Annotated in this window: 24 protein-coding genes; 14 read left to right on the top strand and 10 right to left on the bottom strand. The window is 75.5% G+C overall.

Features of this window, described 5'->3' with window-relative positions:
• Positions 1 to 135: 135 nt before the first annotated feature.
• From ACIBBF_RS22830 to ACIBBF_RS22790, 9 genes are read left to right on the top strand one after another with little or no spacing between them, the layout of a single operon-like run.
• On the top strand, positions 136 to 1812 hold the full coding sequence (locus ACIBBF_RS22830) for a carbamoyltransferase (RefSeq protein WP_397417958.1): 1677 nt from the start codon (positions 136 to 138) through the stop codon (positions 1810 to 1812).
• A complete protein-coding gene (locus tag ACIBBF_RS22825; protein ID WP_397417956.1) occupies positions 1809 to 3365 on the top strand; it encodes an HAD-IIIA family hydrolase in 1557 nt (518 codons plus the stop codon). The genes ACIBBF_RS22830 and ACIBBF_RS22825 overlap by 4 nt, the downstream gene beginning before the upstream one ends.
• Positions 3362 to 4456 carry a glycosyltransferase family 9 protein gene (locus ACIBBF_RS22820; protein WP_397417953.1) on the top strand — a complete coding sequence of 365 codons (1095 nt, stop codon included), beginning with the start codon at positions 3362 to 3364 and terminating at the stop codon, positions 4454 to 4456. Before ACIBBF_RS22825 ends, ACIBBF_RS22820 begins: the two co-directional genes overlap by 4 nt.
• Positions 4453 to 5460: a glycosyltransferase family 4 protein gene (locus tag ACIBBF_RS22815; protein ID WP_397417951.1), complete on the top strand. Its 1008-nt coding sequence runs from the start codon at positions 4453 to 4455 to the stop codon at positions 5458 to 5460. Before ACIBBF_RS22820 ends, ACIBBF_RS22815 begins: the two co-directional genes overlap by 4 nt.
• Positions 5457 to 6761 (top strand): glycosyltransferase, encoded by a 1305-nt coding sequence (locus ACIBBF_RS22810; RefSeq protein ID WP_397417949.1) that lies wholly within the window; start codon positions 5457 to 5459, stop codon positions 6759 to 6761. The genes ACIBBF_RS22815 and ACIBBF_RS22810 overlap by 4 nt, the downstream gene beginning before the upstream one ends.
• A complete protein-coding gene (locus tag ACIBBF_RS22805) occupies positions 6758 to 7426 on the top strand; it encodes an SIS domain-containing protein (protein ID WP_397417946.1) in 669 nt (222 codons plus the stop codon). Before ACIBBF_RS22810 ends, ACIBBF_RS22805 begins: the two co-directional genes overlap by 4 nt.
• Positions 7423 to 8997, top strand: coding sequence for a PfkB family carbohydrate kinase (locus ACIBBF_RS22800; protein ID WP_397417944.1), 1575 nt, complete (start codon positions 7423 to 7425; stop codon positions 8995 to 8997). Before ACIBBF_RS22805 ends, ACIBBF_RS22800 begins: the two co-directional genes overlap by 4 nt.
• Positions 8994 to 9785: an SDR family oxidoreductase gene (locus ACIBBF_RS22795; RefSeq protein WP_397417942.1), complete on the top strand. Its 792-nt coding sequence runs from the start codon at positions 8994 to 8996 to the stop codon at positions 9783 to 9785. Before ACIBBF_RS22800 ends, ACIBBF_RS22795 begins: the two co-directional genes overlap by 4 nt.
• A gap of 25 nt (positions 9786 to 9810) precedes the next feature.
• Entirely contained in the window at positions 9811 to 10833 is a 1023-nt protein-coding gene (locus tag ACIBBF_RS22790) for a glycosyltransferase family 9 protein (RefSeq protein ID WP_397417940.1), read from the top strand.
• Here the strand turns inward: ACIBBF_RS22790 and ACIBBF_RS22785 are convergent.
• The gene (locus ACIBBF_RS22785; protein ID WP_397417938.1) at positions 10766 to 11770 is read right to left on the bottom strand and encodes an NAD-dependent epimerase/dehydratase family protein; all 1005 of its coding nucleotides are present in this window, start codon (positions 11768 to 11770) and stop codon (positions 10766 to 10768) included. The two genes, ACIBBF_RS22790 and ACIBBF_RS22785, sit on opposite strands and share 68 nt — an antisense overlap.
• A gap of 225 nt (positions 11771 to 11995) precedes the next feature.
• Between ACIBBF_RS22785 and ACIBBF_RS22780 the strand changes: the two genes are divergently transcribed.
• A complete protein-coding gene (locus ACIBBF_RS22780; RefSeq protein ID WP_397417936.1) occupies positions 11996 to 12709 on the top strand; it encodes a PAS and ANTAR domain-containing protein in 714 nt (237 codons plus the stop codon).
• 105 nt (positions 12710 to 12814) lie between these two features.
• Positions 12815 to 13420, top strand: a complete 606-nt coding sequence (locus tag ACIBBF_RS22775; RefSeq protein WP_397417934.1) for a flavodoxin family protein — start codon at positions 12815 to 12817, stop codon at positions 13418 to 13420.
• A 57-nt stretch (positions 13421 to 13477) separates the two neighbouring features.
• Here ACIBBF_RS22775 and ACIBBF_RS22770 read toward each other — a convergent pair whose 3' ends face one another.
• The 5 genes from ACIBBF_RS22770 to ACIBBF_RS22750 all read right to left on the bottom strand — a co-directional run bounded on the left by ACIBBF_RS22770 (position 13478) and on the right by ACIBBF_RS22750 (position 17484).
• Positions 13478 to 13894: a PRC-barrel domain containing protein gene (locus ACIBBF_RS22770; protein WP_397417932.1), complete on the bottom strand. Its 417-nt coding sequence runs from the start codon at positions 13892 to 13894 to the stop codon at positions 13478 to 13480.
• A complete protein-coding gene (locus ACIBBF_RS22765; RefSeq protein WP_397417930.1) occupies positions 13891 to 14268 on the bottom strand; it encodes a hypothetical protein in 378 nt (125 codons plus the stop codon). The genes ACIBBF_RS22770 and ACIBBF_RS22765 overlap by 4 nt, the downstream gene beginning before the upstream one ends.
• Positions 14265 to 15494, bottom strand: coding sequence for an NRAMP family divalent metal transporter (locus tag ACIBBF_RS22760; RefSeq protein WP_397417928.1), 1230 nt, complete (start codon positions 15492 to 15494; stop codon positions 14265 to 14267). Before ACIBBF_RS22760 ends, ACIBBF_RS22765 begins: the two co-directional genes overlap by 4 nt.
• Positions 15491 to 15991, bottom strand: a complete 501-nt coding sequence (locus ACIBBF_RS22755; protein WP_397417926.1) for a hypothetical protein — start codon at positions 15989 to 15991, stop codon at positions 15491 to 15493. Before ACIBBF_RS22755 ends, ACIBBF_RS22760 begins: the two co-directional genes overlap by 4 nt.
• Before the next feature lie 71 nt (positions 15992 to 16062).
• Positions 16063 to 17484: an FAD-dependent oxidoreductase gene (locus tag ACIBBF_RS22750; protein WP_397417924.1), complete on the bottom strand. Its 1422-nt coding sequence runs from the start codon at positions 17482 to 17484 to the stop codon at positions 16063 to 16065.
• Between the two features lie 170 nt (positions 17485 to 17654).
• On the opposite strand from ACIBBF_RS22750, the gene ACIBBF_RS22745 reads away from it, so the two are divergent.
• Positions 17655 to 18365, top strand: coding sequence for a PAS and ANTAR domain-containing protein (locus ACIBBF_RS22745; protein ID WP_397417922.1), 711 nt, complete (start codon positions 17655 to 17657; stop codon positions 18363 to 18365).
• A gap of 27 nt (positions 18366 to 18392) precedes the next feature.
• Here the strand turns inward: ACIBBF_RS22745 and ACIBBF_RS22740 are convergent, their stop codons facing one another.
• Both ACIBBF_RS22740 and ACIBBF_RS22735 read right to left on the bottom strand, forming a co-directional pair.
• Entirely contained in the window at positions 18393 to 18671 is a 279-nt protein-coding gene (locus tag ACIBBF_RS22740; protein WP_397417920.1) for a hypothetical protein, read from the bottom strand.
• Between the two features lie 87 nt (positions 18672 to 18758).
• Positions 18759 to 19127, bottom strand: a complete 369-nt coding sequence (locus ACIBBF_RS22735) for a DUF4440 domain-containing protein (protein WP_397417917.1) — start codon at positions 19125 to 19127, stop codon at positions 18759 to 18761.
• 174 nt (positions 19128 to 19301) lie between these two features.
• Here ACIBBF_RS22735 and ACIBBF_RS22730 point away from each other — a divergent pair, with 174 nt between their 5' ends.
• Positions 19302 to 19946, top strand: a complete 645-nt coding sequence (locus ACIBBF_RS22730) for a DUF6226 family protein (protein WP_397417915.1) — start codon at positions 19302 to 19304, stop codon at positions 19944 to 19946.
• 67 nt (positions 19947 to 20013) lie between these two features.
• Positions 20014 to 20667: a class I SAM-dependent DNA methyltransferase gene (locus ACIBBF_RS22725; RefSeq protein ID WP_397417913.1), complete on the top strand. Its 654-nt coding sequence runs from the start codon at positions 20014 to 20016 to the stop codon at positions 20665 to 20667.
• A 115-nt stretch (positions 20668 to 20782) separates the two neighbouring features.
• Here the strand turns inward: ACIBBF_RS22725 and ACIBBF_RS22720 are convergent, their stop codons facing one another.
• Both ACIBBF_RS22720 and ACIBBF_RS22715 read right to left on the bottom strand, forming a co-directional pair.
• A complete protein-coding gene (locus ACIBBF_RS22720) occupies positions 20783 to 23023 on the bottom strand; it encodes an alpha/beta hydrolase-fold protein (protein WP_397417910.1) in 2241 nt (746 codons plus the stop codon).
• Positions 23024 to 23565: 542 nt separating this feature from the next.
• Positions 23566 to 24420, bottom strand: coding sequence for a helix-turn-helix transcriptional regulator (locus ACIBBF_RS22715; RefSeq protein WP_397417908.1), 855 nt, complete (start codon positions 24418 to 24420; stop codon positions 23566 to 23568).
• Between the last annotated feature and the right edge of the window lie 188 nt (positions 24421 to 24608).

Below are 24608 nucleotides of genomic sequence, written 5' to 3'. Positions count from 1 at the left end.
GATCCGGCACGGATCTCGGCACAGGATCCGGCACGGACGTGGCGGGAAGCGGTTCGAGATGCGAGTGGTTCCGGGGCGCTCGACGGTGGTGGAACCGGAAGAAGCCCGGTGACGACCCTTCGGTGGAGGTCACCTGTGCGAGTTCTCGGAGTGAACGCTCTCTTCCACGACCCCTCGGCGGCGCTCGTGGTGGACGGTCAGATCCTCGCGGCGGCCGAGGAGGAACGCTTCACCCGGCGCAAGCACGGCAAGCGCCCGGTCCCGTTCGCGGCCTGGGAGCTGCCGGAGCAGGCCGCGCGGTGGTGCCTGGAGGTGGGCGGGCTGGAGCCCGGCGACCTGGACGCCGTGGCCTACTCGTTCGACCCGGCGCTGGCCAGGCCGTCCGAGGAGATGGGCCTGCCCGACCCGTGGGACTGGCTGCGGTTGCGGTACGCCGAGCGGGCGCCGTGGTTCCTCGCGACGGCGCTGCCCGGGCTGAGCCCGGACGCCGTGCGGTTCGTGCCGCACGAGGTGGCGCACGCCGCGTCGGCGGCGCTGGCCTCGCCCTTCGAGGCGTGCAGCGTGATGTCGCTCGACGGTCGCGGCGAACGGTCGTCGTTCCTGGCGGGGCGGTACGCGGACGGCAAGCTGGAGACGCTGGCGAGCCAGGACCTGCCCCACTCCCTCGGCCTCGTGTACGAGTCGCTGACCGAGCACCTCGGGTTCCTGCGGTCGAGCGACGAGTACAAGGTGATGGCGTTCGCGTCCTACGGCCGGCCGCGGTTCCTCCCGGAGCTGCGGGAGCTGTTGCGCACCACGCCGGACGGCGGCTTCGAGGCCGAGGCGCCCGACTGGTCGCGATGGGCGGAGCCGGCGGTGCCGGGGGCTGCCGACGAACCGGGTGCCGGCGGGCCCGCGCGCGACCGGGCCGACCTCGCGGCGTCGGTCCAGGCGCGCCTGGAGGAGCTGCTCGTCGAGCTGGCCACGGCACTGCACGCGCACACGGGCGACGACGCGCTGACGCTCGCGGGCGGCACCGCGCTGAACTGCGTGGCCAACTCGCGGCTGTGGCGCGAGACGCCGTTCGAGCACGTGTGGGTGCAGCCCGCCGCCGGTGACGCGGGCACCGCCCTGGGCGCCGCCCTGCAGCTCACGGCGGAGGCGGGCGTGGTGCCCCGGCCCATGACGTCGGCCGCGCTCGGGCGGTCCTGGTCGGACGACGAGCTGGCCCGGGCGCTGCGCACGGCGCGGGTGCCGTTCACCACGCCGCCCGACCTGCCCGGGCAGGTGGCGGCCGCGCTGGCCGACGACGCCATGGTGGCCTGGTTCGACGGCCGCTCGGAGTTCGGGCCGCGAGCGCTGGGCCAGCGGTCGCTGCTGGCGCACCCGGGTCACCGGGCCAACACGGAGCGGCTCAACGACGTCAAGGGCCGCGAGCAGTTCCGCCCGGTGGCACCGATGGTGCTGCTGGAGGACGCCCCCGAGATCTTCTCGGGCGGCCCGGTCCCGAGCCCGTACATGCTGTTCGTGCACGAGGTCGCCCCCGGGTGGCGCGACCGGATCCCGGCGGCCGTCCACGTGGACGGCACGGCCCGCGTCCAGACCGTCGACGACTCGCAGCCGCGGCTGCAGGCGACCCTCCGCGCGTTCCGCGACCGCACGGGCCTGCCGGTCGTGGTCAACACGAGCCTCAACACCGCGGGCCGGCCCATGGTCGACAGCCCGCGCGACGTGCTGGAGCTGTTCGGCTCCACGCCGGTGGACGTGCTGGTGCTGGGGCCGCACCTGGTCCGGCGCGCCGACGCCTTCGCCCCCGCCGGAGGTGCGCGATGAGGCCGTCGTACTCGATCGTGGTCCCGACCGTGGGCCGCCCGCAGCTCGGTGCCCTGCTCTCCTCCGTCCGCGCCACGGCCGCGGTGGGCCCGGCCCCGCTGGAGGTGCTGGTGGTCGACGACCGCCCGTTCCCGGCCCACGGGACCAACCCGCCGCTCGACCTCGGCCCCGACCCGGTGCCCGGCGTGCGCGTGCTGCGCAGCGGCGGGCGCGGCCCGGCGGCCGCCCGCAACGTCGGCTGGCGCACCGCGCGCACGGAGTGGGTCGCCTTCCTGGACGACGACGTCGTGGTGCCCCCGCTCTGGGCCGACGCGCTGGCGCAGGACCTGGCGGCCGCCGACCCGGACGTCGCCGGCGTGCAGGGACGCATCCACGTACCCCTGCCGGGCCACCGGCCCCCGACCGACCTGGAGCGCAACACCGCCGGCCTGGAGCGGGCACGCTGGGCCACGGCCGACATGGCCGTCCGCCGGGCCGCCCTGCAGGAGGTGCACGGGTTCGACGAACGCTTCCGGCGTGCCTACCGCGAGGACGCCGACCTGGCCCTGCGCCTGCGGACCGCGGGCTGGCGGCTCGCGCGGGGCGTGCGGTCCGTCGACCACCCGGTGCGGCCCGCCGGGCACCTCGCGAGCGTGCGCGCCCAGGCGGGCAACGCCGACGACGCCCTGCTGCGGGCCCTGTACGGCCGCTCCTGGCGCGCCCGGACCGAGGCGGGTCCGGGCCGCCTGCCCTGGCACGCCGCCACGGTCACCGCCGGGCTGACGGCGCTCGGTGCCGGCGTGACCGCGGCCGCGCTCGGCGGACGGGACCCGCAGACGACCCGCGCCGTCGCCGTCCTCGCGGGCGCCGTCTGGGCGGGGCTGACCGCGAAGGTCTCCGCCGAGCGGATCGCGCCGGGCCCCCGGCCCGGCGACGAGGGGCACGGCGCCGAGCTGGCCCGGATGCTCGTGACGAGCGCGCTGATCCCGTTCGCCGCCGTCGCGCACCGGGTGCGCGGGGCGTGGCGGTGGCGGCAGGGCCTGGGGCGCTCCGTCCCGGCCTGGCCGCTGCCGGTCCGGGCCGTGCTGTTCGACCGGGACGGCACCCTGGTCCGTGACGTGCCCTACAACCCGGACCCGGACGCCGTCGAGCCGCTGCCCGGTGCGCGGCGTGTGCTGGACGAGCTCCGGGGCGACGGCGTGTTCGTCGGCGTGGTGTCCAACCAGTCCGGCATCGGCCGCGGGCTGGTGACCACCGCGCAGGTGGACGCCGTGGACCGGCGGGTGCGCCGGCTGCTGGGCCGGTTCGACACCTGGCAGCGCTGCCCGCACACCCCCGAGGAGGGGTGCACGTGCCGCAAGCCGGAGCCCGGCCTGGTGCTCCGGGCGGCCGCCGACCTGGGCGTGCTGCCGGCGGAGTGCGTGGTGGTGGGCGACATCGGCAGCGACGTGGGCGCGGCGGTCGCCGCCGGCGCGCGCGGCGTCCTGGTGCCCACCGAGGTGACCCGCGGCGAGGAGCTGACCCGGGCGCCGGCGGTGGCCGCCACGCTCGACGAGGTGGTGACGCTGCTGTGACGACCACCGTGCACGCACCCCCGGACCGCGTGCTGGCCGTGCGGCTCGACAGCGACGGCGACGTGCTCCTGACCGGCCCCGCCGTCCGCGCGCTGGCCGCGACCCACGAGCAGGTGGACCTGCTGGTCTCCGGCGCGGGCGCCCAGGCCGCCGCCCTGCTGCCCGGCGTCACCGAGACGCTCCGCTTCGAGGCGCCGTGGTCGGGCACCGCGCCCCCGCCCGTGTCCGCCGAGGCGGTGCTCGACCTGGTGGCCCGGCTCGTGGCGCGCCGCTACCGGCTCGCGGTGATCTTCACGTCCTTCCACCAGTCACCGCTGCCGATGGCGCTGCTGGCCCGGCTCGCGGGTGTCCGCCGGGTCGTGGCCACCAGCGAGGACTACCCCGGATCGCTGCTGGACGTGCGGCACCGGCGCGGCCCGGGGCTGCACGAGGTCGAGGCGGCGCTGGACCTCGCCGCCCGCGCGGGGGCCGCGCTGCCCGCGGACGACGACGGGCTCCTCGCCGTGCGCCGCCCGCTGCCGCCGGTCCCCGCGGCCGCACGACCGCCGGGCCAGGACGGCACGCCGGCGTGGAACGCCGTCGTGCTGCACCCGGGCGCGTCCGTGCCGGCACGGGCCCCGCTGCCGGAGCAGGCCCGGGCCATCGCGCGGCAGCTCAGCGACGACGGATGGGACGTGCTCGTCACCGGGTCCGCGGCCGAGCGGGGGCTCACCGCGTACGTCGCGGACGGCCACGCCACCGACCTGGGCGGGCGCACCAGCCTCGCCGAGCTCGCCGCCGTCCTGGACACGGCCGTGTGCGCCGTGGTGGGCAACACCGGGCCCGCGCACCTGGCGGCGGCCGTCGGTACCCCGGTGGCCAGCCTCTTCGCCCCGGTGGTCCCGGCCGAGCGGTGGCTGCCCTACGGCGTGCCCCGGCTCGTGCTCGGCGACCAGGGCGCGGACTGCCGCGCCACCCGGGCCCGGACGTGCCCGGTCCCGGGCCACCCCTGCCTCTCCTCGGTCACGCCGGGGCAGGTGTCCCAGGCCGTGGCCCGGCTGGCCCGGCGGCCCGCCCCGGCCACGGCCGGCGCAGGGCGGTGGCGCTCATGAGGATCCTGCTCTGGCACGTGCACGGGTCGTGGACCACCGCCTTCGTCCAGGGCGGGCACGAGTACCTGGTGCCCGTGCTGCCCGGACGTCCCGCCGACGGCCGCGGCCGGGCCCGCACCTGGGACTGGCCGCCCGCTGTCCGCGAGGTGGGCCCCGAGGAGCTGCGCCGCGCCTTCGACGCCGGCGGCGTCGACGTGGTGCTGCTCCAGCGGCCCCACGAGGCCCGGCTCCTGCGGGAGTGGACCGGCCGCCGCGCCGGGTACGACGTGCCCGCCGTGTACCTGGAGCACGACGCCCCCGGCGGCCCCGCCGCGGCCACCCGGCATCCCCTGGCCGACGTCGACGTCGTGGCCCGCGGCCGTCTCCCCCTGGTGCACGTGACCGGGTTCAACGCCCTGATGTGGGACACCGGGCAGGCCCGCACCACGGTGATCGACCACGGCGTACCCGACCCCGGGCCCCGGTACACCGGCGAGCGGGAGCACGTGGCCGCCGTCGTGAACGAGCCCGTGCGCCGGTGGCGGGCCGCCGGCACCGACGTGCTGCTGCACGTCGCGAGCCAGGTCCCGGCCGAGGTGTACGGCATGGGCACACCGCTCCTCGCGGAGCACCTGACCGCCCGGGGCCCGACGGCGGCCGCGGCGGCCGGGCGGCTGGCGGACCTGCCGCAGGCGGAGCTGCACGACCGGCTCGCCGGCGCCCGCCTCTACCTGCACCCCTACCGGTGGACCAGCCTCGGCCTCGCGCTGCTGGAGGCCATGGCCCTGGGCCTGCCCGTCCTGGCCCTGCCCGTCACCGCGGCCTACGCCGCGGTACCGCCGCAGGCCGGCGTGCTCAGCGCCGACCCGGACGAGCTCGTCGCGGTGGCCCGCCGGTGGCTGGCCGACCCCGCGGAGGCGGCCACGTACGGCAAGGCGGCCCGCGAGCACGTCCTGACCCACTACTCCCTCGACGTCTTCCTCGACCGGTGGACCACGCTGCTGAACCAGGAGGTGTCCGCATGAAGATCGCCATGATCTCCGAGCACGCCAGCCCCCTCGCCACGCTGGGCGAGGCCGACGCGGGCGGGCAGAACGTCCACGTCGCCGCCCTGGCCGCACGGCTCGCGGCGGACGGCCACCACGTCGACGTCTACACGCGCCGCGACGACCCGGCCCTGCCCGGGCGCGTGCCGTTCGCGGACGGCGTGGACGTGGTGCACGTCGACGCCGGGCCGGCCGAGCCGTTGCCGAAGGACGAGCTGCTGCCCTGGATGGACCCCTTCGGGGACGACCTCGCGGCTCGCTTCACCGACCCGGAGAGCCGGCCCGACGTGCTGCACGCCCACTTCTGGATGTCGGGGCTCGCCGCGCTGCGCGCCACCCGCTGGTCCGCCCACCCCGGAGTGCCGGAGATCCCCGTGGTCCAGACGTTCCACGCCCTCGGCACCGTCAAGCGGCGCTACCAGGGCGCGGCCGACACCAGTCCCGCCGCCCGCATCGGCCTGGAGACGGCCCTGTGCCGGGACGTGGACCTGGTGGTCGCGACCTGCCGGGACGAGGTGCGGGAGCTGCACGAGATGGGCGGCACGGACGACCGCGTCCGCGTGGTCCCCTGCGGCGTCGACCTCGGGGTGTTCACGCCGGGACCGAACGGTCCCCGGCGGCCCGGCGAGGGTTCGCCCCTGCGGGTGCTCTCCGTCGGCCGGCTCGTGGAGCGCAAGGGCGTCGCGACCCTCGTCGAGGCGCTCGCCGTGCTCGCCGGACGGGGGCCCGCCCCGGTCGAGCTGCTCGTCGCGGGCGGCCCGCCGGCCGACGAGATCGACCGTGACCCCGAGGTGCGCCGCCTGCGCGACCTCGCCGCGCGGGCCGGGGTGGGCGACCGGGTGCGGTTCCTCGGTGCCGTGGCGCACGAGGAGGTGCCCGGCCTCCTGCGCGACGTCGACGTCGTGGCCTGCACGCCCTGGTACGAGCCGTTCGGGATCGTGCCGCTGGAGGCGGCGGCGTGCGGGCGTCCGGTCGTCGCCTCCGCGGTGGGCGGCATGCTCGACACCGTGGTGCACGAGCGCACCGGGCTCCTGGTGCCGCCGCGCGACCCCGAGGCGGTGGCCGACGCGCTGGCCCGCCTCACCGACCACCGGTTCCGGCACCGCCTCGGCGCGGCCGCGCGCGTGCGCGCCGAGCGCCGGTACGGCTGGGTCTCCGTGGCCCGGCAGACGGCCGACGCCTACGCCGAGGTCGCCGAGTTCCCGCCCGTCCGCGCCCGGGACGGCGCGCGACGGGCCGCGGCCCGCACGTCCCTGACCCCCACGGGAGGCATCCGATGAGCGAACGACCCGGCAACCCGGCAGGCTGGTCCCCCGACGACCACAGCGGGCAGGGCTGGCTGCGGCAGCACCGCGCCGACCTGCTGGCCGGCCTCGACCACCTGACCGCGGTGCACCACCAGATCGAGCGGTGGGGGGTGGACCTCGCCGGACGGCTCCTGTCCGGCCACCGTCTCCTCGTGGCGGGCAACGGCGGCAGCGCCGCCGAGGCCCAGCACCTGACCGCGGAGCTCGTGGGGAGGTTCGAGGGCGAGCGCGTGCCGCTCGCCGCCATCGCGCTGCACGCGGAGACCTCCAGCCTCAGCGCGATCGTCAACGACTACGGCCAGGACGAGATGTTCGCCCGCCAGGTCGCCGCACACGGCCGCCCCGGCGACGTGCTGCTGTGCCTGTCCACGTCGGGCGCGAGCGCCAACGTGCTGGTCGCCGCGCGCCGGGCCCGCGAGCTCGGGCTCAGTACCTGGGCCCTGACGGGACAGGCGCCCAACCCGCTCGCCGCGCTGTGCGACGACATGCTCGCCGTCCCGTCCGTCTCCGGTGCGGCCGTCCAGGAGGCCCACCTGGTCGTGGTGCACGCCGTCTGCGCGGCGCTCGACGCCGAGGTGGCCCGGCGTGAGCAGGCGGCCCGCAGGCGCCCGGCCAGGGCAGCGGAGGTGCGCGCATGAGCCGCCCGGGCCCCGCCGCAGGTGCCGTCCCGCCCGCACGGCTCACGCCCGTGCCGCATACCGTGCCGGACGCAGTGCCGGACGCAGTGCCGGACGCTGTGCCGGCCCGGCCCCTCGTCGTCGTGGTCGGTGACGTGCTGCTCGACCGGGACGTGGACGGCACCGTCACGCGGCTCGCGCCCGACGCCCCGGTGCCCGTCGTGGACGTGGCGCAGGTGCGGCAGAGCCCCGGCGGTGCGGGCCTCGCGGCGCTGCTGTGCGCCCCGCGCGCCGACGTGGTGCTGGTCGCCCCGCTGGCCGACGACGCGGACGGCGAGGAGCTGCGCCGCCAGCTCGCGGACGTCACGCTCGTCCCCCTGGGGCACGAGGGCCCGACGCGCCGCAAGACGCGGGTGCGCAGCTCCGGGCAGAGCCTGGTCCGCGTGGACGAGGGCGGGCCCGGCACGCCGGCGGGGGTCACGCCCGAGACGGCGGAACCGGTGCGGGAGGCCCTCGCCCGCTGTGACGCCGTGCTCGTGGCGGACTACGGCGGCGGCGTCACGCGCGACCCGCTCCTGCGGGAGCTGCTCGCCGAGACGGCCGGCCGGGTCCCGCTCGTCTGGGACCCGCACCCCCGGGGCGGGCCGCCCGTGCCCGCGGCGGCGCTGGTCACCCCCAACGCGGCCGAGGCCGAGCGCGCCGCCGGCAACCTCCCGGACCCCCCGGCGGGCCAGGACGGGCACGTGCCCGCCGTGGCCGACGCGCTGCGCCGGGCCTGGGCCGCGCGGTCCGTCGGCGTCACCGCCGGCGAACGGGGCGCCTTCGTCGTCACCCGGCCGGACGGCGACGACGACGGGGCACCCGCCGTGGTCCGGCACCTGCCCGCCCGGCCCGTGCGCGGCGCGGACCCCTGCGGCGCCGGCGACCGCTTCGCCGCCACGGCTGTGGACCGGCTCGCCCGCGGCGACACCCCGGCGGACGCCGTCCGCGAGGCCGTCGCCGCGGCGAGCGCCTGGGTCGCCTCCGGGGGCGCGGACGGTTTCCGCCGGGCGCGCGACGCCGGCCCCCGCGCCGTCGTCGCCGAACCGGACCGCCCGGTGACACGTGCGGAGCTGGGGGCCCGGCTGCGCGCGACGGGCGGCGTGCTCGTCGCGACCAGCGGCTGCTTCGACCTGCTCCACGCGGGCCACGTCAGCATGCTGACGGCCGCCCGGCGGCTGGGCGACCACCTCGTCGTGCTGCTCAACTCCGACCGCTCCGTGCGCCGCCTCAAGGGCCCCGAGCGGCCGGTCGTACCCCTGGCCGACCGCAGGCGCGTCCTGGAGGGCCTGGAGTGCGTCGACCACGTCGTCGTGCTGGACGACGACGAGCCCTCGGCCGCGGTGGCCGACCTGCGGCCCGACATCTGGGCCAAGGGCGGCGACTACACCCGGTCGGGCCTGCCCGAGGCGGCCGTCGTGCACGCCTACGGCGGGCAGGTCGTGACCCTGCCCCGGCTCGACGGCCGCTCGACCACGGGGCTCGTCAGCCAGGTCCGGGCGAGCGACCCCGCGAACGCCACCATCCCACCGACCATGAGGAGGTCATCATGACCGTGCCCACCACCACCAGCACCGGCACCAGAACCAGCACCAGCCCTGCCACCCGCCCCACCACCGGGTCCGCGCCTGCCCCTGCCACGGCCCCGCTCGCGCCCCGGTCCGTCGGCACCGTGCTCGTCACGGGCGGCTCGTCCGGTCTCGGCGCGGCCCTGGTCGACGCGGTGGCCGCCGCGGGCGGCACGCCCGCCGTCCTCGACGTGGCCGAACCCCGGGCCGACGTACCGTACGCCGCGGCCGACCTCGCCGACCCGGGGGCCGCGCAGCGCGCCGTCGACGCACTGGTCGACCAGGTCGGCCCGCCCGACGCCGTGGTGACCGCCGCCGGGATCGACGCGTGCGGACCCCTGCTGGAGATCGATCCCGGCGACTGGGAGCGCGTGATCCGCGTCAACCTCCTGGGTACCGTGGCGGTGGTCCGGGCCACCCTGCCGTACCTGGAGGAACGGCACGGCACGGTCGTCACCGTGGCCTCCACCCTCGCGCTGCGGGGTGCCGGCGACGCGACGGCCTACTGCGCGTCGAAGTGGGGCATCCGCGGGTTCAGCCAGGCGCTGGCGGCCGAGTACGCGGGCCGGGTCGGGGTGACCTGCCTGATCCCGGGCGGCATGCGCACACCGTTCTTCGACGGCCGGACCGAGCAGTACAAGCCCGGTCCGGACGCCGACCTGAACGACCCCGCGGCCACGGCCGGAGCCGCCCTCACCGCCCTCACCCAGCCGCCCGGGAGCGAGATCCGGGAGATGCTCGTCATGGCGTCGGGTGAGGCGTCCTGGCCGTGAGCGGACCGGTCACCGGGAGCACGGCATGACCGTCCTGGTGCTGCGCGCGCTCGGGCTGGGCGACGCCCTGACCGGCGTGGCCGCGCTCCGCGGGGTACGGCGGGCCTGGCCGGGACACCGGGTGGTGCTCGCGACCGGTCAGGGCATCGGCGACTGGCTGAGCGGCCTCGGCGTGATCGACGCGGTGCTGCCGACCCACGGCCTGGCTCGGCTGCCCTGGCCGTGGGCCGGGCCGGGCGGTGCCCAGGACGCGCCCGGCTGCCTCGCCGTCGACCTGCACGGCCGCGGGCCGGAGAGCCACCGCGTCCTGCAGGCGACGCGGCCGGACGCGCTCATCGCGTTCGACAACGCCGAGGCTGGGCACATCGGCCCCGACTGGGACGACGACGAGCACGAGGTGCTGCGCTGGTGCCGGCTGGTCCGGAGCGTCGGCGGGTCCTGCGGTCCGGACGACCTGCGCCTGCGCCGGCCCCACCCGCAGCGTCACCTGCCGGGCGGGCGCGGCGCCCCCGTGGTGGTGCACCCGGGCGCGGCCGCCGGGGCCCGGCGCTGGCCGGCGGCGCGCTGGGCCGAGGTCGTCGCCGCGCTCGCCGCGCGCGGGCACGACGTCGTGCTGACCGGCTCGCCGCAGGAGCGGCTGCTCTGCCGGCGCGTGGCGGCCGCGGCGGACGCACCGGTCCGCGACCTCTCCGGGGGTCTCGCGCTGCCCGCCCTGGCGGACCTGGTCGCCACGGCACACCTGCTGGTCAGCACCGACACCGGTGTGGCCCACCTGGCCACGGCGTACGGCACGCCGTCCGTGACGCTGTTCGGCCCCACGCCGCCGGCCCTCTGGGGGCCGCTGATCGACCGGGACCGGCACGTCGTCCTCTGGCTCGACGAGCCCGGCACCGCGCCGCGCGACGCGAACGCCGACCGCCTCGACCCGGCGCTCGCCCGCGTGACGGCCGCCGACGTCGTCGCCGGGTGCGAGGCGGCGCTCAGGCCGCGTCGCGCGAACGGGAGCGGAACCACTCCACCGTCCGTGCCAGCCCGTCCTGCCAGCTGACCTGCGGCTCCCAGCCCAGCTCCGCCCGCGCCAGGCCGATGTCGGGGCAGCGCATGCCCGGGTCGTCCGTCGGCCGCTCGACGTGCTCGATGCGCGACGCCGACCCGGTGGCGGCGAGCACGTCGTCGGCGATCCGGCGGACCGACAGCTCGTGCGGGTTGCCGAGGTTCATCGAGCCCGGGTGGCCGCTGCGCGCGAACGCCAGCAGCGCGGCCACGAGGTCGTCGACGTAGCACAGCGACCTGGTCTGGCTGCCGTCCCCGGCGACCGTCAGCGGTTCGCCGGCCAGCGCCTGCCGGATGAACGTGGGCACCACCCGGCCGTCGCGCTCGCGCATGCGGGGCCCGTAGGTGTTGAAGATCCGCACGATGCCGGTGTCGGTGCCGAGGGCACGCCGGTAACCCGCCGTGAGCGCCTCGCCGAACCGCTTGGACTCGTCGTACACGCTGCGCGGCCCCACGCTGCTCACGTTACCCCAGTACCCCTCGTCCTGCGGATGGACCTGCGGGTCGCCGTACACCTCGGACGTCGAGGCGAGCACGAAGCGCGCGCCCTGGTCCTGGGCCAGGTCGAGGGCGGCACGCGTGCCCCGGGACCCGGCGTCCAGCGTCTCGAGCGGGTGCTCGAGGTAGTCGACGGGCGAGGCGGGGGACGCCAGGTGCAGCACCAGGTCCACCCCGGGCCGCACCGCGGCCCGGACGCCGCGGGAGGAGAGGCCCTCGGCGATGTCGCACTGCTCGAACCGGAACCGCTCGTGCGTCCGTACGGCCGCGAGGTTCTCGGTCCGTCCCGTCAGCAGGCTGTCCAGGCACACCACCTCCGCGCCGGAGTCCAGCAGCACCTCGCAGAGCCTGCTGCCCACGAACCCGGCACCGCCGGTGACGACGGCTCTCGTCACGTGTTCCCGGGGGTTCTCGCGCACGCCTTGGCTGCCCATCGGTCGTCCTCTCGCCGGACCCGGCAGCCTGGTCTCGACCACACGATCCACCGTGCACCCGAGCCGGTTCACTCGCAGCGGCGGACCCGGGAACGCTTCCTCGCGCCCGCCTCTCGCCTTTCTCCGGTTCTCGGTGCAGAGTGAAGGGGTGACGTCCGGCAACCCCGCCCACCCGGGCACCGGTACGGCACGCCGGCCCACCCAGCACGAACGACGGGACGAGACGTGAACGGTTCGCGACCCACGGAGCAGGCCCTCGAGGCGGCGCTCGCACCGGGTCATCACGCCCCGGTCGGCCGGTACCGGCTCGACGTGGCCAGCGGGCGCTGGTCCTGGTCGGACGAGGTCTTCGTGATGCACGGCTTCAGCCCCGGCGAGATCGTGCCGACCACCGAGCTGATCCTCTCCCACAAGCACCCCGACGACCGGGACCGGGTGGACCACGTGCTGCGGGCGGCGGCGGCCACGGGCCGCCCCTTCAGCTCCGTGCACCGCATCGTCGACGCCCACGGCGCCAGCCGCACCCTCGCGGTGACGGGCCAGGCCCGGCGTGACCCGACGTCGGGCGCGGTGACGGAGCTGTACGGCTACTTCATCGACGTCACGGAGGCCAGCCGCGAGGACGCCCAGCGCGAGGCGACCGCCTCGATCCGGGCGGCCGCCGAGCACCGGGCCTCCATCGAGCAGGCCAAGGGCGCCATCATGGTCGCCTTCGGCATCACCGACGACGAGGCGTTCGACCGTCTGCGCACGGCCTCCAACCAGCTCAACGTGCCCGTGCGGGAACTGGCCACGTGGCTGGTCGACTGGCTGTCCGACCCGTCGTGGGCCGAGGCGCCCCGCGCGGAGGACATCACGGACTTCCTCGCCGCACCCGTACCTCCCGGCACGGCCGACGTCGTCGTCCGCCCGGAGCCCACGTCGGACGCCGTGGGCTGAGCCGCCGGGCACCCGGGCCGGCGTACCGGGTGTGAACGGGCACACCCCGGGCTACGTTGGCAGAGGTCCAGAAGCGGCCGACGCGACGTCCTGGCGAGGTGCCCCATGAAGGCCCTGTTCCTGAGCTGCACCCTGAAGTCCTCCCCCGCACCGTCGAACACGGAGGCGCTGGCCGCCGTCGTGGTGTCGGCCCTGCAGGAGCACGGCGTGGCCGTGGACCAGCTCCGGCTGGCCGACCTGAACGTCCCGCCCGGGGTGGTGACCGACCTCGGGGACGGCGACGACTGGCCGTCCGTCCACGACCGTCTGCTCGACGCGCAGATCCTCGTCGTCGTGACGCCCACCTGGCTCGGCCGGCCGTCGTCCGTGGCCCAGCGCATGCTGGAACGCATGGACGCGATGCTCTCCGAGACCTCCCCGGCGGGCACCCCCGTGGCGTACAACCGGGTCGCGGGCGTGGTGGTGACCGGCAACGAGGACGGCGCGCACCACGTGATCTCCGAGATCAGCGGGGCGCTGGGCGACATCGGGTACACCGTTCCCGGCCAGTCCTGGACCTACTGGAACCAGGGTCCCGGGCCCGGTCCCGACTATCCCGACACCGAGCACGGCCACGAGTGGTCCCACAGCACGGGGCGGCTCATGGCGCACAACCTCCACGCGGTCGCGTCGGCCCTGGCCGCGCACCCGGTGCCCCCGCAGCAGGACTGAGCGAGCCTGAGCCAGGCCGAGCCGGGGCCAGGACACGGGCACGGGCACACGCGACGCCTACAGGTCGGGCGACTCCTTGGTCCACCCCGCCCGGAGCCGCACCGTGACGGGCTCCTCGTCCGTCCGCACGTCGGCCACGTCGTCCCAGTCCACGAGGAACGTGCCGCGCATCCGACGGCGGACGAGCTGCGGGACGGGCCAGGGCGAGCGCACCTCCGTGCGCTCGTACCCGAGGAACGACCCCCCGCCGCGCGGGCTCACCAGCAGCCCGAGCAGGCGGGCGGCACCGACCGAGCCCCGGCTCGCGGTGTGCGCGCTCAGCGGGCGCTCCGGGTCCTCCCGGTCCTGCTCGTGCTCCTCCTCGTCGTCGTGCTCGTCGAGGATCTCCAGCGCGAACCGCGCGTCCACGACGACGCCGAGGGCCGTGCCGTCGGCGTCCAGGACCCGCGCGTCGAGCAGGTCGCCCACGTTCATCCGTCCGCCTCCGGGTCGTGGCGTCCGCCAGGGATCCGGCCCACGAGGTGCTCGCGGAGCCAGCGTTCCACCCAGTCGGCGTCGAGCCGGTCGGACGGCACCGTGAGCTCGATGGCCGTGCCGACGTGCCCGACGTCCGACCAGTCGATGCGGGGCAGCCGCGAGTCCGGGACCCGGCCGCCGAAGAGCCGCACGAGCAGCACCGGACCCACGAGGATGGCGCCCACGGAGGCCTCGGCACCGGCCCGGGCCTCCTGCCCGTCGGGCCCCGTCAGCTCCAGGTCGTCGACGGCGCGCACCGGCTCGCCGTCGGCGTCCAGCACCTGCCGGCTGAGCAGGTGCAGCCGGGCGTCGACGATCCGTTCGCGCGTCATGAGCCCGCTCCCGTCGCGATCATCAGGGGGATGGCGGCCACGGCCGCCACGACCACGATCACCAGGTACACCGTGCCCAGCGCGTTGACCACGCGCCCGTTGACGTGCCGGCCCATGTACTGCGGGTCGTTGGCCACCACCAGGATGGGCACGTACGTGAGCGGCAGCGCGACGGCGGAGAACACGACCGACATCTCGGTCACCGCGACGGGGTCCACGCTGGTCATCAGGATGCCCACGCCCAGCAGGATCGCCACGATCATCGTCACGTGGAACCGGGCCGCGCGGGCCGGCCTGCGGAACTTGCCCCACGACCAGCCCAGGTACTGGGCCAGGGAGTACCCGCTGGACAGCGCGGTCTCCAGCGCGGCCCCGAACGAGGCGGCGACGATGCCGACGATGACCACGGCCAGGAGCATCACCCCGCCGGCCTGGGCCACCGGGAGCACGATCTGGGACAGCGACGACACCTCGATCCCCGCCGGGAGCAGCACGACGGCCGCGCACGCGGCGATCGTCACCGACAGGAGCCCGCCGAGCGGGAAGCCGATCAGCACGTTGGCCCGGTTGGTCGCCAGGTCCTTGGCCGTCCAGCGCTCCTCGACGGCACCCGAGGAGAAGAAGAACACCTCGTAGGGCGTCATCGCGGCGCCGAACAGCGCGACGGCGTAGTACCAGTAGGCCGGCGCGGGCTCCGTGGACGGTGGCGACGGCGGCACCGCCTGCCGCATCAGCTCACCCCAGTCCGGGCCGAGCAGGAACAGCGCGACGGCGAACCCCACCAGCAGGAGCCCCATCAGCCCGGCCACGTTCTCCATCACCTGGAACTTCACGCGCCACAGCACGAGCCAGACCGCGAGGCCCGCCACGGGGATCCACAGCCGCGGCTCGACGCTGCTGGCGAGGTGGAGCGCGAGCGCGATGCCGCCGATCTCGGCCGTCAGCGTGAGGAGGTTGATGGCGAAGGACGCGAGGAGGTTGGCGCCGGCCGCCCTCGGCCCGAGCCGCTCCCGGATGATCTCGAACGTCGCGCGGCCGCTCACGGCGGCCACCCGGCCGGCCATGCTGGCGAACAGGCAGATGCCGACCACGCCGAGCGCCACGACCCAGACGAGCGAGAGCCCGAACCGGGACCCGACGACGGCGTTGGTCACCAGGTCACCGATGTCGACGAAGCCACCGATGGCCGTGAGGACGCCGAGCGCGGCGCCGAGCACCTTCTTCACGGCCCACCCGCCTCGGCCAGGGCCTCGTCGACGCCCTCGATCGCGGTCGCCAGGTCCGCGAGCAGCTCCTCGGCGGTGGCCGGCACGGCCGACGCCCCGTCGAGGCCGCCCCCGGACCGGGCCGCACCCCACTCGCGCGCGTGCACGACGACGTCCGTCACGTCACCCACCGCGGTCAGGCCCGTGGCCCGCTGGTCGCTCGAGGCCGCGTCGGGCGGGACCAGCGTGGTCAGTGCCATCTCCGCGTCGTCCAGCGCCCGGAGCTGGTCGAGCAGGGCGGTGTCGGCCACGGGCCCGGTCAGGCGCCCCTCGGACAGGAGCTCGACGGTGATCCGCGTGGTCTCGGCCGCCGAGCTCGCCTCGGACAGGGCGTCGGCGACGGCGGCGCTCGCCTGCCCGGGCTGCTGATGACTGGCGACGGTGCATGCGGTGGTCCCGGCGAGCACGGCCACGACGACGACGACCCGCGCCACCATCCGCCACCCCGTCACCGTCATGACCTCGATGGTGCTCCGGAGCGCGGTCGCTCGCACGCCGGCGCAGCGACCCTGCGCACCGGGGACCCGGGTCACCGGGGTGCGAGCGCCTCGGTCGCGGGCCCTTCGAGCAGGGTGCCGTCGGCGGCGAACCGGGAGCCGTGCACGGGGCAGTCCCACGACTGCTCCTGGTCGTTCCACCGCACCACCCCGCCCAGGTGCGGGCACACGCGGGACACGCGCCGAGCCCCGGCGTGCTCGCCCGCGGGCCGGGTCACGGCGCACGCCCAGCCCTTGCTCTGCTCGGCGAACGTGGCCGCCGCCGCGGTGGTGGGCCGCGCCGGCCGGGCCCACGGTTCGAGGGCCGGTCCCCAGTCCTCCGGCTCGCCGAGCAGGCGGCCGGCGAGCGCGAGCCCGGCCGCCGCCGCCGTCGTCAGGCCCCACTTGGCGTAGCCGGTGGCCACGAGCACGCGGTCGTCGCCGGGCGTGACCGGTCCGACGAACGGGACACCGGTGTCGGTGCCGTAGTCCTGGGCGGCCCACGCGTGCCGCGCGCCGCCCACCGGCAGATGCTCCCGCGTCCACGCGTCCAGGGCTGCCAGCCGGGCGGCGGGGTCCGGCTCCCGGCCGACCGTGTAGCCCTCCCCGCCCACCATGAGCAGCCCGCCGGCGGTGCGCAGCGAGCGGACCGGGGAGCCGGCCGTGATGGACATGGTGGCCCCGAACCCCGGCGGCAGGTCCTCGGGCCGCGCCACGTCCCACGTCGTGAGCAGGCTCCGGCCCGCGTGCAGCCGCAGGAACAGGCCGCCCAGCCGGCCGGGCGGCGTCCCCGTGGCCAGCACCACCCGGTCCGCGACGACCGTGCCACGGGTGGTGCGCAGCGCCACGCCGGACGTCGTCCTGCGCACCTGCCGTACCCGGACGCCGTCGTGCAGCCGCACCCCGCGGGAGCGCAGGCGGGCGCGCAGTGCCGCGAGCGCCCGCAGGGGGTCCACCTGCCCCTGGTCGGGCAGGCGCACGGCGCCGTGGGCCGGTCCGGGGTAGGGCGGCCGGTCCTCCCAGTGCACGGGCAGCCCGCCGCGCAGACCGGCCGCGAGCACGTCGTCGAGCACGGCCGCCTGTTCGGGCGTGGTGGCGACGGTCAGGTCGTCGCGGTCCTCCACGGGGACGCCGAGGTCGCCGAGGGTGCGGCGCAGCCACGCGAGGCCGGCCTTGCCGGCCGCCAGGTAGTGGTGCAGCGTGTCGTCACCGTGGCGGGCGACCTCCGTGAGCCGGGTCCCCTGGAGCACCGAGAGCTTGCCGGTGGACCGGGCCGTCGTGGTCGTCGTGGGCGCGGTGCCGGCGTCGAGGACGACGACGTCGGCGCCGCCGTCGGCCAGCAGGTGCGCGGTGACGACGCCGGTGAGCCCGGCGCCGACCACGACCACGTCGGCGTGCAGCGGTCCGCGCGGAGGTTCGGCGGGGGCCGTGGTGTCCGCCGGTGCGCCGGTGGTCTCGCGGGTGCTGTCGCTCACGGTGCCTCCTCGTGCCAGGTGTGCGGCCTGTCGACCGTCTCAGGCTGGCACGCGGGCCGGGCACTCGCAGGTCGCCCGGGGAGGGCCGCACTGGCCGGCCGGGCGGGACGGGGCTACGGTGTGGGGTGGAGTCAAGCCACGGCGCCGCACCGCACAGACGGAGGCCCCCGATGGCACAGACGACCTTCACCACACCTCCCGACCAGATCGGTGACCTGGTCAAGCACCTGGCAGTCGGCACGCCCGTGCTGGCCGGGCAGTACCGGGTCGACCTGACGACCGGAACCTGGTGGTGGTCCGACGAGGTCTACCGGATGTACGGGTACCAGCCCGACGACGTCCAGCCGGGTCTGGCGGCGCTGCGCAGCCACCGGCACCCGGACGACCCGGACCGGGTGGTCCACGAGGCGGTCCGCTCGCTCCGTGCCGGCCGTCCCTTCACCTGCGCCCACCGCATCGTCGACGCGCACGGCCGGATCCGGACCCTGCTGGTGACCGGTCAGGCCGTGCGGTCCGAGCGAGGGCCGGACCTGGTGGGCCAGGTGGCCGACGTGACGCCCCTGCAGCGGGAGGCGGTGTCACGGGAGGCCCGGCGCTCCGTGGACAGCGCGATGGCCTCGGCGGCCACGATCGAGCAGGCACGCGGCATCCTGATGGCCGTGCACGGCGTGGCCGAGGAGGAGGCGCTGACCATGCTCACGGAGCGGGCGAGCGCCGCCGGGACCGACCTGCGCACGACGGCGGCACACCTGCTCGCCGGCCTGTCCGGCACCGGCCTCGGCGCACCCGCGGCGAAGCACGTCCGCCGGATCCTGGCTGACGTCGCCCCGGAACGGAAGTCGCGGGTGCACGACCCGCTGCTCACCCGCCGGGTGGCGTGAGGCACGTGGCGAGGGCCCGGCCGGCCGTCAGGGTACGGCGCGGCCGGGCTGCTCGGCGCCGTCGAGGAGCGCCTGGGTGGCGCCGTCGAGGTTCTGGAGCAGCTTGTACACACCGCTCAGGAGCACGACGAGCCCGGCGAGGAAGGCCGCGATCCCGACGAGGGTGGCGATCGTCATGAAACTGGTGGTACCGATCACGAAGAGCGCGGCCCCCAGGATCAGCCCGGCCAGGCCCGCGGTGATCGGGGCGGCGGAGTTGTGGGCACGGGTCAGCCGGGAGCCCGTGCCCGTGGTCTCGTCGGTCATGGGTGCCATGGTCGTGGATCGCGGGCGCCCCTGACCAGCAAACCCGGGGATCCGCACGAGCAGGTCAGCGCCGACCGCGCTCCGGTCTCAGGCGCTCGCCATCGAGTCCTGGCTGAAGGTGTTCCACCAGCGCCCGTCGCGCTCGACCCACAGCGAGCTGATGTACATCGCCTCCTTCTCCGGCCCGGTCGAGGGCTGGTAGTCGGCGCGGTAGCAGAGCAGCACCGAGTCCGGGGCGACGTCGATCAGCCGGGCCTCGCTGAGGGCGTACGACGTGACGGTCGGGCCGTCCGCGAGCTCGCCCACGTGCTCCGCCCGCGTGGCGAACCCCGAGGGGTAGACCCCGACGAAGTCCTCGGCGAGCAGCTCGCGGTCGGCGTCGCCGTCGCCGCGGGCGAGGGCGTCCCAGACCTGGGACTCGAGGTCCAGGAAGAACTGGATGGTGCGGTCTGGCATGTGGTTCGCTCCCGCGTGGTGTGGCCGGACGGACGGTGAACCGTCTCATGGTGCCTGGTCTCGCGGCGCACCGTCCGGCCGGTTCAGGAACTCACCACAGACCGCCCTTGCGCCGCCTGCTGGTGCCCCACACCCCCTTGATGAGGTGGGCCGGGGCCTCAGTAGGATCGCCGGGTGGAGACAACCCGGCTGATCGCACGCGTGGATGCCGAGTTCGCGCGCCTCGATCCGCCGTGGTGGCCGAATCCTCACGAGGACCGCGAGGCGACCGAGGAGGAGTACTCGCGGGTGACCGACCCGGGCAGGTACCGGGTCGTCGCGCTCCGTGCACGGGCATGGTCCCGGGTGCTCGGCACGGTGCCGGACATCGACGTCGAGCCCGTGGCCCCCGAGGCGCTCGGACCCGACCTCGACGGCGGGGTACGCCTGACGTCCCGCCGCCCCGGCACCCTCCCCCTCTTCTTCCTGGAGCGCGGTCCGACACCGGACAGCGACGTCCCGCTGGTCCGCATCGGCATGGCCGATCCGGACACGGAGCTCGAGCTCGTCCCCGACTGCGGCTGCGATGCGTGCGACCACGGCTCGGACGACCTGGTCCGGGGCCTCGACGAGGCCGTCGTCGAGGCGATGAGCGGCATCGTCCTCATGCTTGCTGGCACGTGGCGAGGTGTGTGGACGCCTGACGGCGGAGGTGTGGGTGGCGATCCGGGCCTGCCGGAGCTCGACCAGGTGCTGGCGTGGGGCCGGCGTCTGTCCCGGCGGGAGCACGTCTCGTTCCCGGAGGACGTCCGGGTGCTGGTCAACGACCCGTGGATGTGAGGCCGACGGCGGGCCGCTCCTCCGTGTCGCGGCGCCCCCCGGCCGGCCCTGCCCTACGCTGCCCGGCGTGACGTCCTCCGAGCACCTCGCGACCGCCCGTACCGACTACGACGCCATGGCGGAGGCCTACACCGCGTTCATCGGTGACGCGTTCACCGGCAGCCCGCTGAACCACGCGCTCGTCCAGACCTTCGCGGACCTGGTCCGGCAGGCAGGCGGCGGCGCCGTGGCCGACGTCGGCTGCGGGCCCGGGCACGTGACCGCGTACCTGCGCGACCGGGGCGTGGACGCCTTCGGCATCGACCTCTCGCCCCGGCTCGTCGCGACGGCCCGCGAGACCAACCCGGGTGTCCGGTTCGACGTCGGCGACATGGGGGCGCTCGACGTCGCCACCGGCAGCCTCGCCGGCGTGCTGGCGAACTACTCGATCATCCACACGCCCCCGGACCGGCTGCCCACGGTGCTCGGCGAGCTCGGCCGCGTGCTCGCGCCCGGCGGCCACCTGCTGGTCGCCTTCCAGGCCCTGCCGGACGCCGAGGGGACGGCCGAGGCCTTCGACCACAAGGTCTCCCCCGCCTGGCGGTACGCACCGGGCCACGTCACCGGCCTGCTCGGGCGGGCCGGGGTCCACGAGGTCGCCCGGCTCACGATCGCCGCGAGCGAGGACCCGGCACGCGGCTTCCCGCAGGCGCACGTCCTGCTGCGCAAGACGCCGGCCTGAACCTCAGGACCGGCCGCCGCGGCGTCGGCCCGGAGGAGGACCCTCCTCAACCGGAACGGCGGTGCGGCCGACGGGAGGAACCCGTCGACCGCACCGCCTGCGGTGCCGTGCGCCGTCAGGCGCCGGAACCCTCGGTGAACAGCCGGGGCAGGAAGTCGATGAGCGACTTCTGCCAGACGTCCCAGCTGTGCGGCCCGGGGACGATGGGCGCGAACTCGTGGTTCACCCCACGGCTCTCCATGGCCGCGATGAGCTGCAACGTCGCACCGTAGGTGAAGTCCTGCACGTCACCGGAGTAGACGCGCAGCAGCTTCGTGCCCTCGTTGATGGCCTCGACGTCGGCGTTGGCCGGCGGTGCACCGAACGCCGACATGGCGCCGATGTAGCCGAACTCGCCCGGGTGCGCCCAGAGCGTGCTGAGCGTGTGGCCCGACCCCATGGACAGGCCCGCCAGCGCGCGCTGGTCGCTCTCGGAGCTGATGTTGAACTGCTCCTCGGCGGCCGGCACGATCCGCGTCGTGATCTCCGTGGGGAAGTCCACGCCGTTGCCGTTGGCCATGACCACCACCATCGGCACGATGTTGCCGCGCAGGTAGTGGTTGTCGAGGATGCGCTGGACATACCCCACCTCGACCCAGTCGGTCCACGTCTGCCCGCCACCGTGCTGCAGGTAGAAGACCGGGTACTCCTCGGCACGGTCCGGGTCGTAGTCCGGGGGCGTCCACACGTACGCCGAGCGCTGTGTGCCGCCGCCCGCGGTGCTCTGGTAGCTCATGACGCTGACCTCGCCGCGCGCGTCGGCGGGCACCTGGGCCGTGTACTGGCCGCGGAGCGTGTCGCCCTCGACGGTGAAGGTGCTCCACGTCGGCTCCGAGAACACCGTCGTGGGGTTGTTCGCGTCCTTGCGGTCGACGCCGTCGACCACGAACTTGTAGTAGTACGACCCGCCCTCGACGGCCAGCGAGAGCCGCCACGACCCGTCGGCCTGCTTGACCATGTGGGTGCGCGGCCAGCTTCCGGCCGGGCCGAAGTTGCCCCAGACGGTCACGTTGTTCGCGTCGGCGTACTCGGGGCCGAGCTCGAAGGTGACCACGCCGTTCTCGTCGATCCACGGCGTCGGGGTCGTCCCCGCCGGCGGGAGCCGGTGCTCGACGAACGGCAGGTGCCCCTCGCTCGGGCCCTCGTCGTCGACGTCCTGGAAGACGCGCCCCGCGAAGTCGTGCAGGTTCTTCTGCCACGTGTCCCACGTGCCGCCCGTCTCCGGGTCCGACCCGTCGGACTGGAACTCGACGCCCGCCGTCGTCAGCCGTTCGGCCAGCGCGACCGTGTCGTCGTACGCGGCGTCGGTCACGTTGCCCGCGTACAGCCGGACGATGTCCGTCGCGTCGTTGATCTGCTTGGCCTTGCCCCGGGAGATCGGCTTGTCGTAACCGCCCGAGAACGAGCCGACGCCGGCGAACTCGCGCGGCTTGGCGACCACGGCGTCCACGGCCAGCTCCGCACCACGGCCGATGCCGGCGATCGCGCGGCCGGAGCCCTTGTCGGAGACGTTGAACGCACGCTCGACGGCGGGCAGCAGCTCCTTCGTCACACCGGCCGGGCCCGGCACGCTCGCGTCACCCATGACGACGACCATCGGCTCGGCGTCGCCGTCGAGCGTGAGGTTGTCCATGATCTGGCCGAGCCGGCCCAGCTCCACCCACTCGCGGTAGCTCTGCCCCTCGCCCTGCAGCAGGTACAGCACCGGGTACTGCTCGGCGCGGTCCGCGTCGTAGCCGGACGGCGTCCAGACGAGCGCTTCCTTGTCGCGCTTCGGTCCCTTGCCGTACTCGAGGGTCGTGAGCCGGCCGCCGTCGGCCACGTCGTCGAGCCACTCCGCGCCCGGTCCGGGGACGAACAGGGTGCTGTAGGTGGGCTTCGACGTCACCTCCTGCGGCGCGCCCGGGTTACGGAACGCGACCGCGTCCTGGTCCGCGGCGGGGCGCGCGGCGTACTGGTAGTAGTAGAGGCCGGGTTCGAGGGGGCCGAGGGTCGCGGTCAGGTTCGCCCCGCTGGCCCCCATGTTGAGGTCGGTCCACGCCTTGCCGGGGCCGAAGTTCCCCTGCACGGCGACGGGACCGTCGGCGATCCCGGTCGCCTCGGTCACGGCCGCGCGGGGCACCGTGAAGCGGTAGACGTCCGAGATCGGGTTGTTCGGCACCTCACCCACCCAGGGGTCGGAGCTCACCGCTTGCGCGGCAGCGGACGGCGCGACGAGCAGGCCGCCCGCCACCACGGCGCTCGCGGCGGCCGCCGCGAGCGCCTGTCGGCCCCGCCGGACGCGACGAGGGGGTCTTGCCTGAGATTCAATCGTCATTGACCTGCCTCTCGTTTGGAAAACGTTATCGACGACGCGAGGGACGGCCCAGGCCGAGCTCGCGCACGGCCGGCACCCGGGCGGGCACCGGTGTCACGGTGGTTGGGTCAGGGGCGAGGTCCGCCCCGGGGTCGGGTCCGCCGCGGGAGCCCCAGCACGTCGGTTCGCCCGGTGGTGCGGGACGTCGGCGACGAACCGCCCGCTGGTGGCGTCCGGGTCGCGGTCGACGACAGGGCCGGTGCACGACGTGGCATCGCTGTTCCTCCTTGAACGGCGGACGAGCACGCCTGCACGGCGGCTCGCCAGCCCAGGTTAGCGATCGATTCCGACGTTGTAAACGGATCTCGCCAGGATCACCCGGAAGATGGCCCAGAACCGCGCTGAGCAGCGGGAACACAGGTGTGTGCTGGCACGCAGTGCCATTCCGACGTTGTAAGCACCAGGCCCTGGGGTCAGCGGGCTCCGCCTTGATCCCGTCGACGCGCGAGGCATCGTGCGCCAGCGGTCTGCCAGGACCTCCCGGTCCCCGGCCGTCCCACGGCTCATTCGACCGCGTCGGCGAAGCGCGCCCGCGCGGCGACGGACAGCCGCTGCAGCTTCCGGTAGCTCTCGCTGCCCGGCACGGCGGTGTAGACGAACAGGTAGTGAGCCTGATCGGGGTCGACCAGGGACTGGCAGTGCAGCTCCAGGGCGCCGACCTCGGGATGCACGAGGTGCTTGACGTCGTGGGCGTGGACGCCGATCTCCTGGTCGTCCCACACCGCGCGGAACTCCTCGCTCCGCTCCAGGAGCCGGCCGGCGAGCTGCGCGGCCCGGGATCCGGGGCCACGGAGCGTCGCGAGCCGGCGCAGGTCGGCGGCGATCATGCGGCTGAGGAGGGAGTGCTCCTCGGGGGCGTAGAGCCGTCGTGCGGCGGGGTCGGTGAACCAGCGGTAGCCGAGGCTCCGGGCCGGGCCGCTGTGGGCGGTCAGGTCACCGGTGAGGGCCACGCCCAGCGGCGTCTGCCGGAGCGTCTCGCCCAGCTCCGTGACGATCTCCGCGAACGTGTCGGTCAAGCGGTCGAAGACGCGCAGCAGGCCGGGACTGATGTGCTCGCCGGCCGGGCCGCGCGGCGGTGGGTTGTGCCCCGCCAGGCGGAACAGGTGGTCACGCTCGTCGAGGGAGAGGTGGAGCCCTTGCGCGATCGACGCCAGCATCTGCTCGGACGGACGGGGCCCACGCTCCCGTTCGAGCTGCATGTAGTAGTCGGTCGACATGTGGCACAGGAGGGCGACCTCCTCCCGGCGGAGCCCTGCGGCCCGTCGCCGCCGCCCCCGGGGCAGGCCGACGTCCTCCGGCTGGAGCGACTCCCGCCGACGGCGCAGGAAGTCGGCCAGCCCGGCCCGATCGACTGTCATCTCTCGTTTCTAGCAGTCGCGCACAGGGCTTTACCACGGATCGTCGATACCCCCGTAGCGGCGACCTGGACCGGAGCCCGGGACCCGGGCCTGGCACCCCAGCCTGGGATCGCCGACCCCCTGGTTGCCGTCCGCAGGCGTGGTCAGCCTGGACCCGAGCACGTGACCAGCGACCGACCAAGGAGCCA

The sequence above is a fragment of the Promicromonospora sp. NPDC050880 genome (assembly GCF_044456525.1).
GTDB lineage: Bacteria > Actinomycetota > Actinomycetes > Actinomycetales > Cellulomonadaceae > Promicromonospora.
This window is presented reverse-complemented; position numbering and strand designations above follow the sequence as displayed.

Coding starts and splice junctions, on each gene's coding strand:
- ACIBBF_RS22785 (WP_397417938.1), bottom strand. CDS start 11,770: ATGGGCAGCCAAGGCGTGCGCGAGAACCCCCGGGAACACGTGACGAGA.
- ACIBBF_RS22800 (WP_397417944.1), top strand. CDS start 7,423: ATGAGCCGCCCGGGCCCCGCCGCAGGTGCCGTCCCGCCCGCACGGCTC.
- ACIBBF_RS22795 (WP_397417942.1), top strand. CDS start 8,994: ATGACCGTGCCCACCACCACCAGCACCGGCACCAGAACCAGCACCAGC.
- ACIBBF_RS22755 (WP_397417926.1), bottom strand. CDS start 15,991: ATGACGGTGACGGGGTGGCGGATGGTGGCGCGGGTCGTCGTCGTCGTG.
- ACIBBF_RS22775 (WP_397417934.1), top strand. CDS start 12,815: ATGAAGGCCCTGTTCCTGAGCTGCACCCTGAAGTCCTCCCCCGCACCG.
- ACIBBF_RS22825 (WP_397417956.1), top strand. CDS start 1,809: ATGAGGCCGTCGTACTCGATCGTGGTCCCGACCGTGGGCCGCCCGCAG.
- ACIBBF_RS22815 (WP_397417951.1), top strand. CDS start 4,453: ATGAGGATCCTGCTCTGGCACGTGCACGGGTCGTGGACCACCGCCTTC.
- ACIBBF_RS22715 (WP_397417908.1), bottom strand. CDS start 24,420: ATGACAGTCGATCGGGCCGGGCTGGCCGACTTCCTGCGCCGTCGGCGG.
- ACIBBF_RS22770 (WP_397417932.1), bottom strand. CDS start 13,894: ATGAACGTGGGCGACCTGCTCGACGCGCGGGTCCTGGACGCCGACGGC.
- ACIBBF_RS22765 (WP_397417930.1), bottom strand. CDS start 14,268: ATGACGCGCGAACGGATCGTCGACGCCCGGCTGCACCTGCTCAGCCGG.
- ACIBBF_RS22790 (WP_397417940.1), top strand. CDS start 9,811: ATGACCGTCCTGGTGCTGCGCGCGCTCGGGCTGGGCGACGCCCTGACC.
- ACIBBF_RS22735 (WP_397417917.1), bottom strand. CDS start 19,127: ATGCCAGACCGCACCATCCAGTTCTTCCTGGACCTCGAGTCCCAGGTC.
- ACIBBF_RS22810 (WP_397417949.1), top strand. CDS start 5,457: ATGAAGATCGCCATGATCTCCGAGCACGCCAGCCCCCTCGCCACGCTG.
- ACIBBF_RS22720 (WP_397417910.1), bottom strand. CDS start 23,023: ATGACGATTGAATCTCAGGCAAGACCCCCTCGTCGCGTCCGGCGGGGC.
- ACIBBF_RS22740 (WP_397417920.1), bottom strand. CDS start 18,671: ATGACCGACGAGACCACGGGCACGGGCTCCCGGCTGACCCGTGCCCAC.
- ACIBBF_RS22745 (WP_397417922.1), top strand. CDS start 17,655: ATGGCACAGACGACCTTCACCACACCTCCCGACCAGATCGGTGACCTG.
- ACIBBF_RS22805 (WP_397417946.1), top strand. CDS start 6,758: ATGAGCGAACGACCCGGCAACCCGGCAGGCTGGTCCCCCGACGACCAC.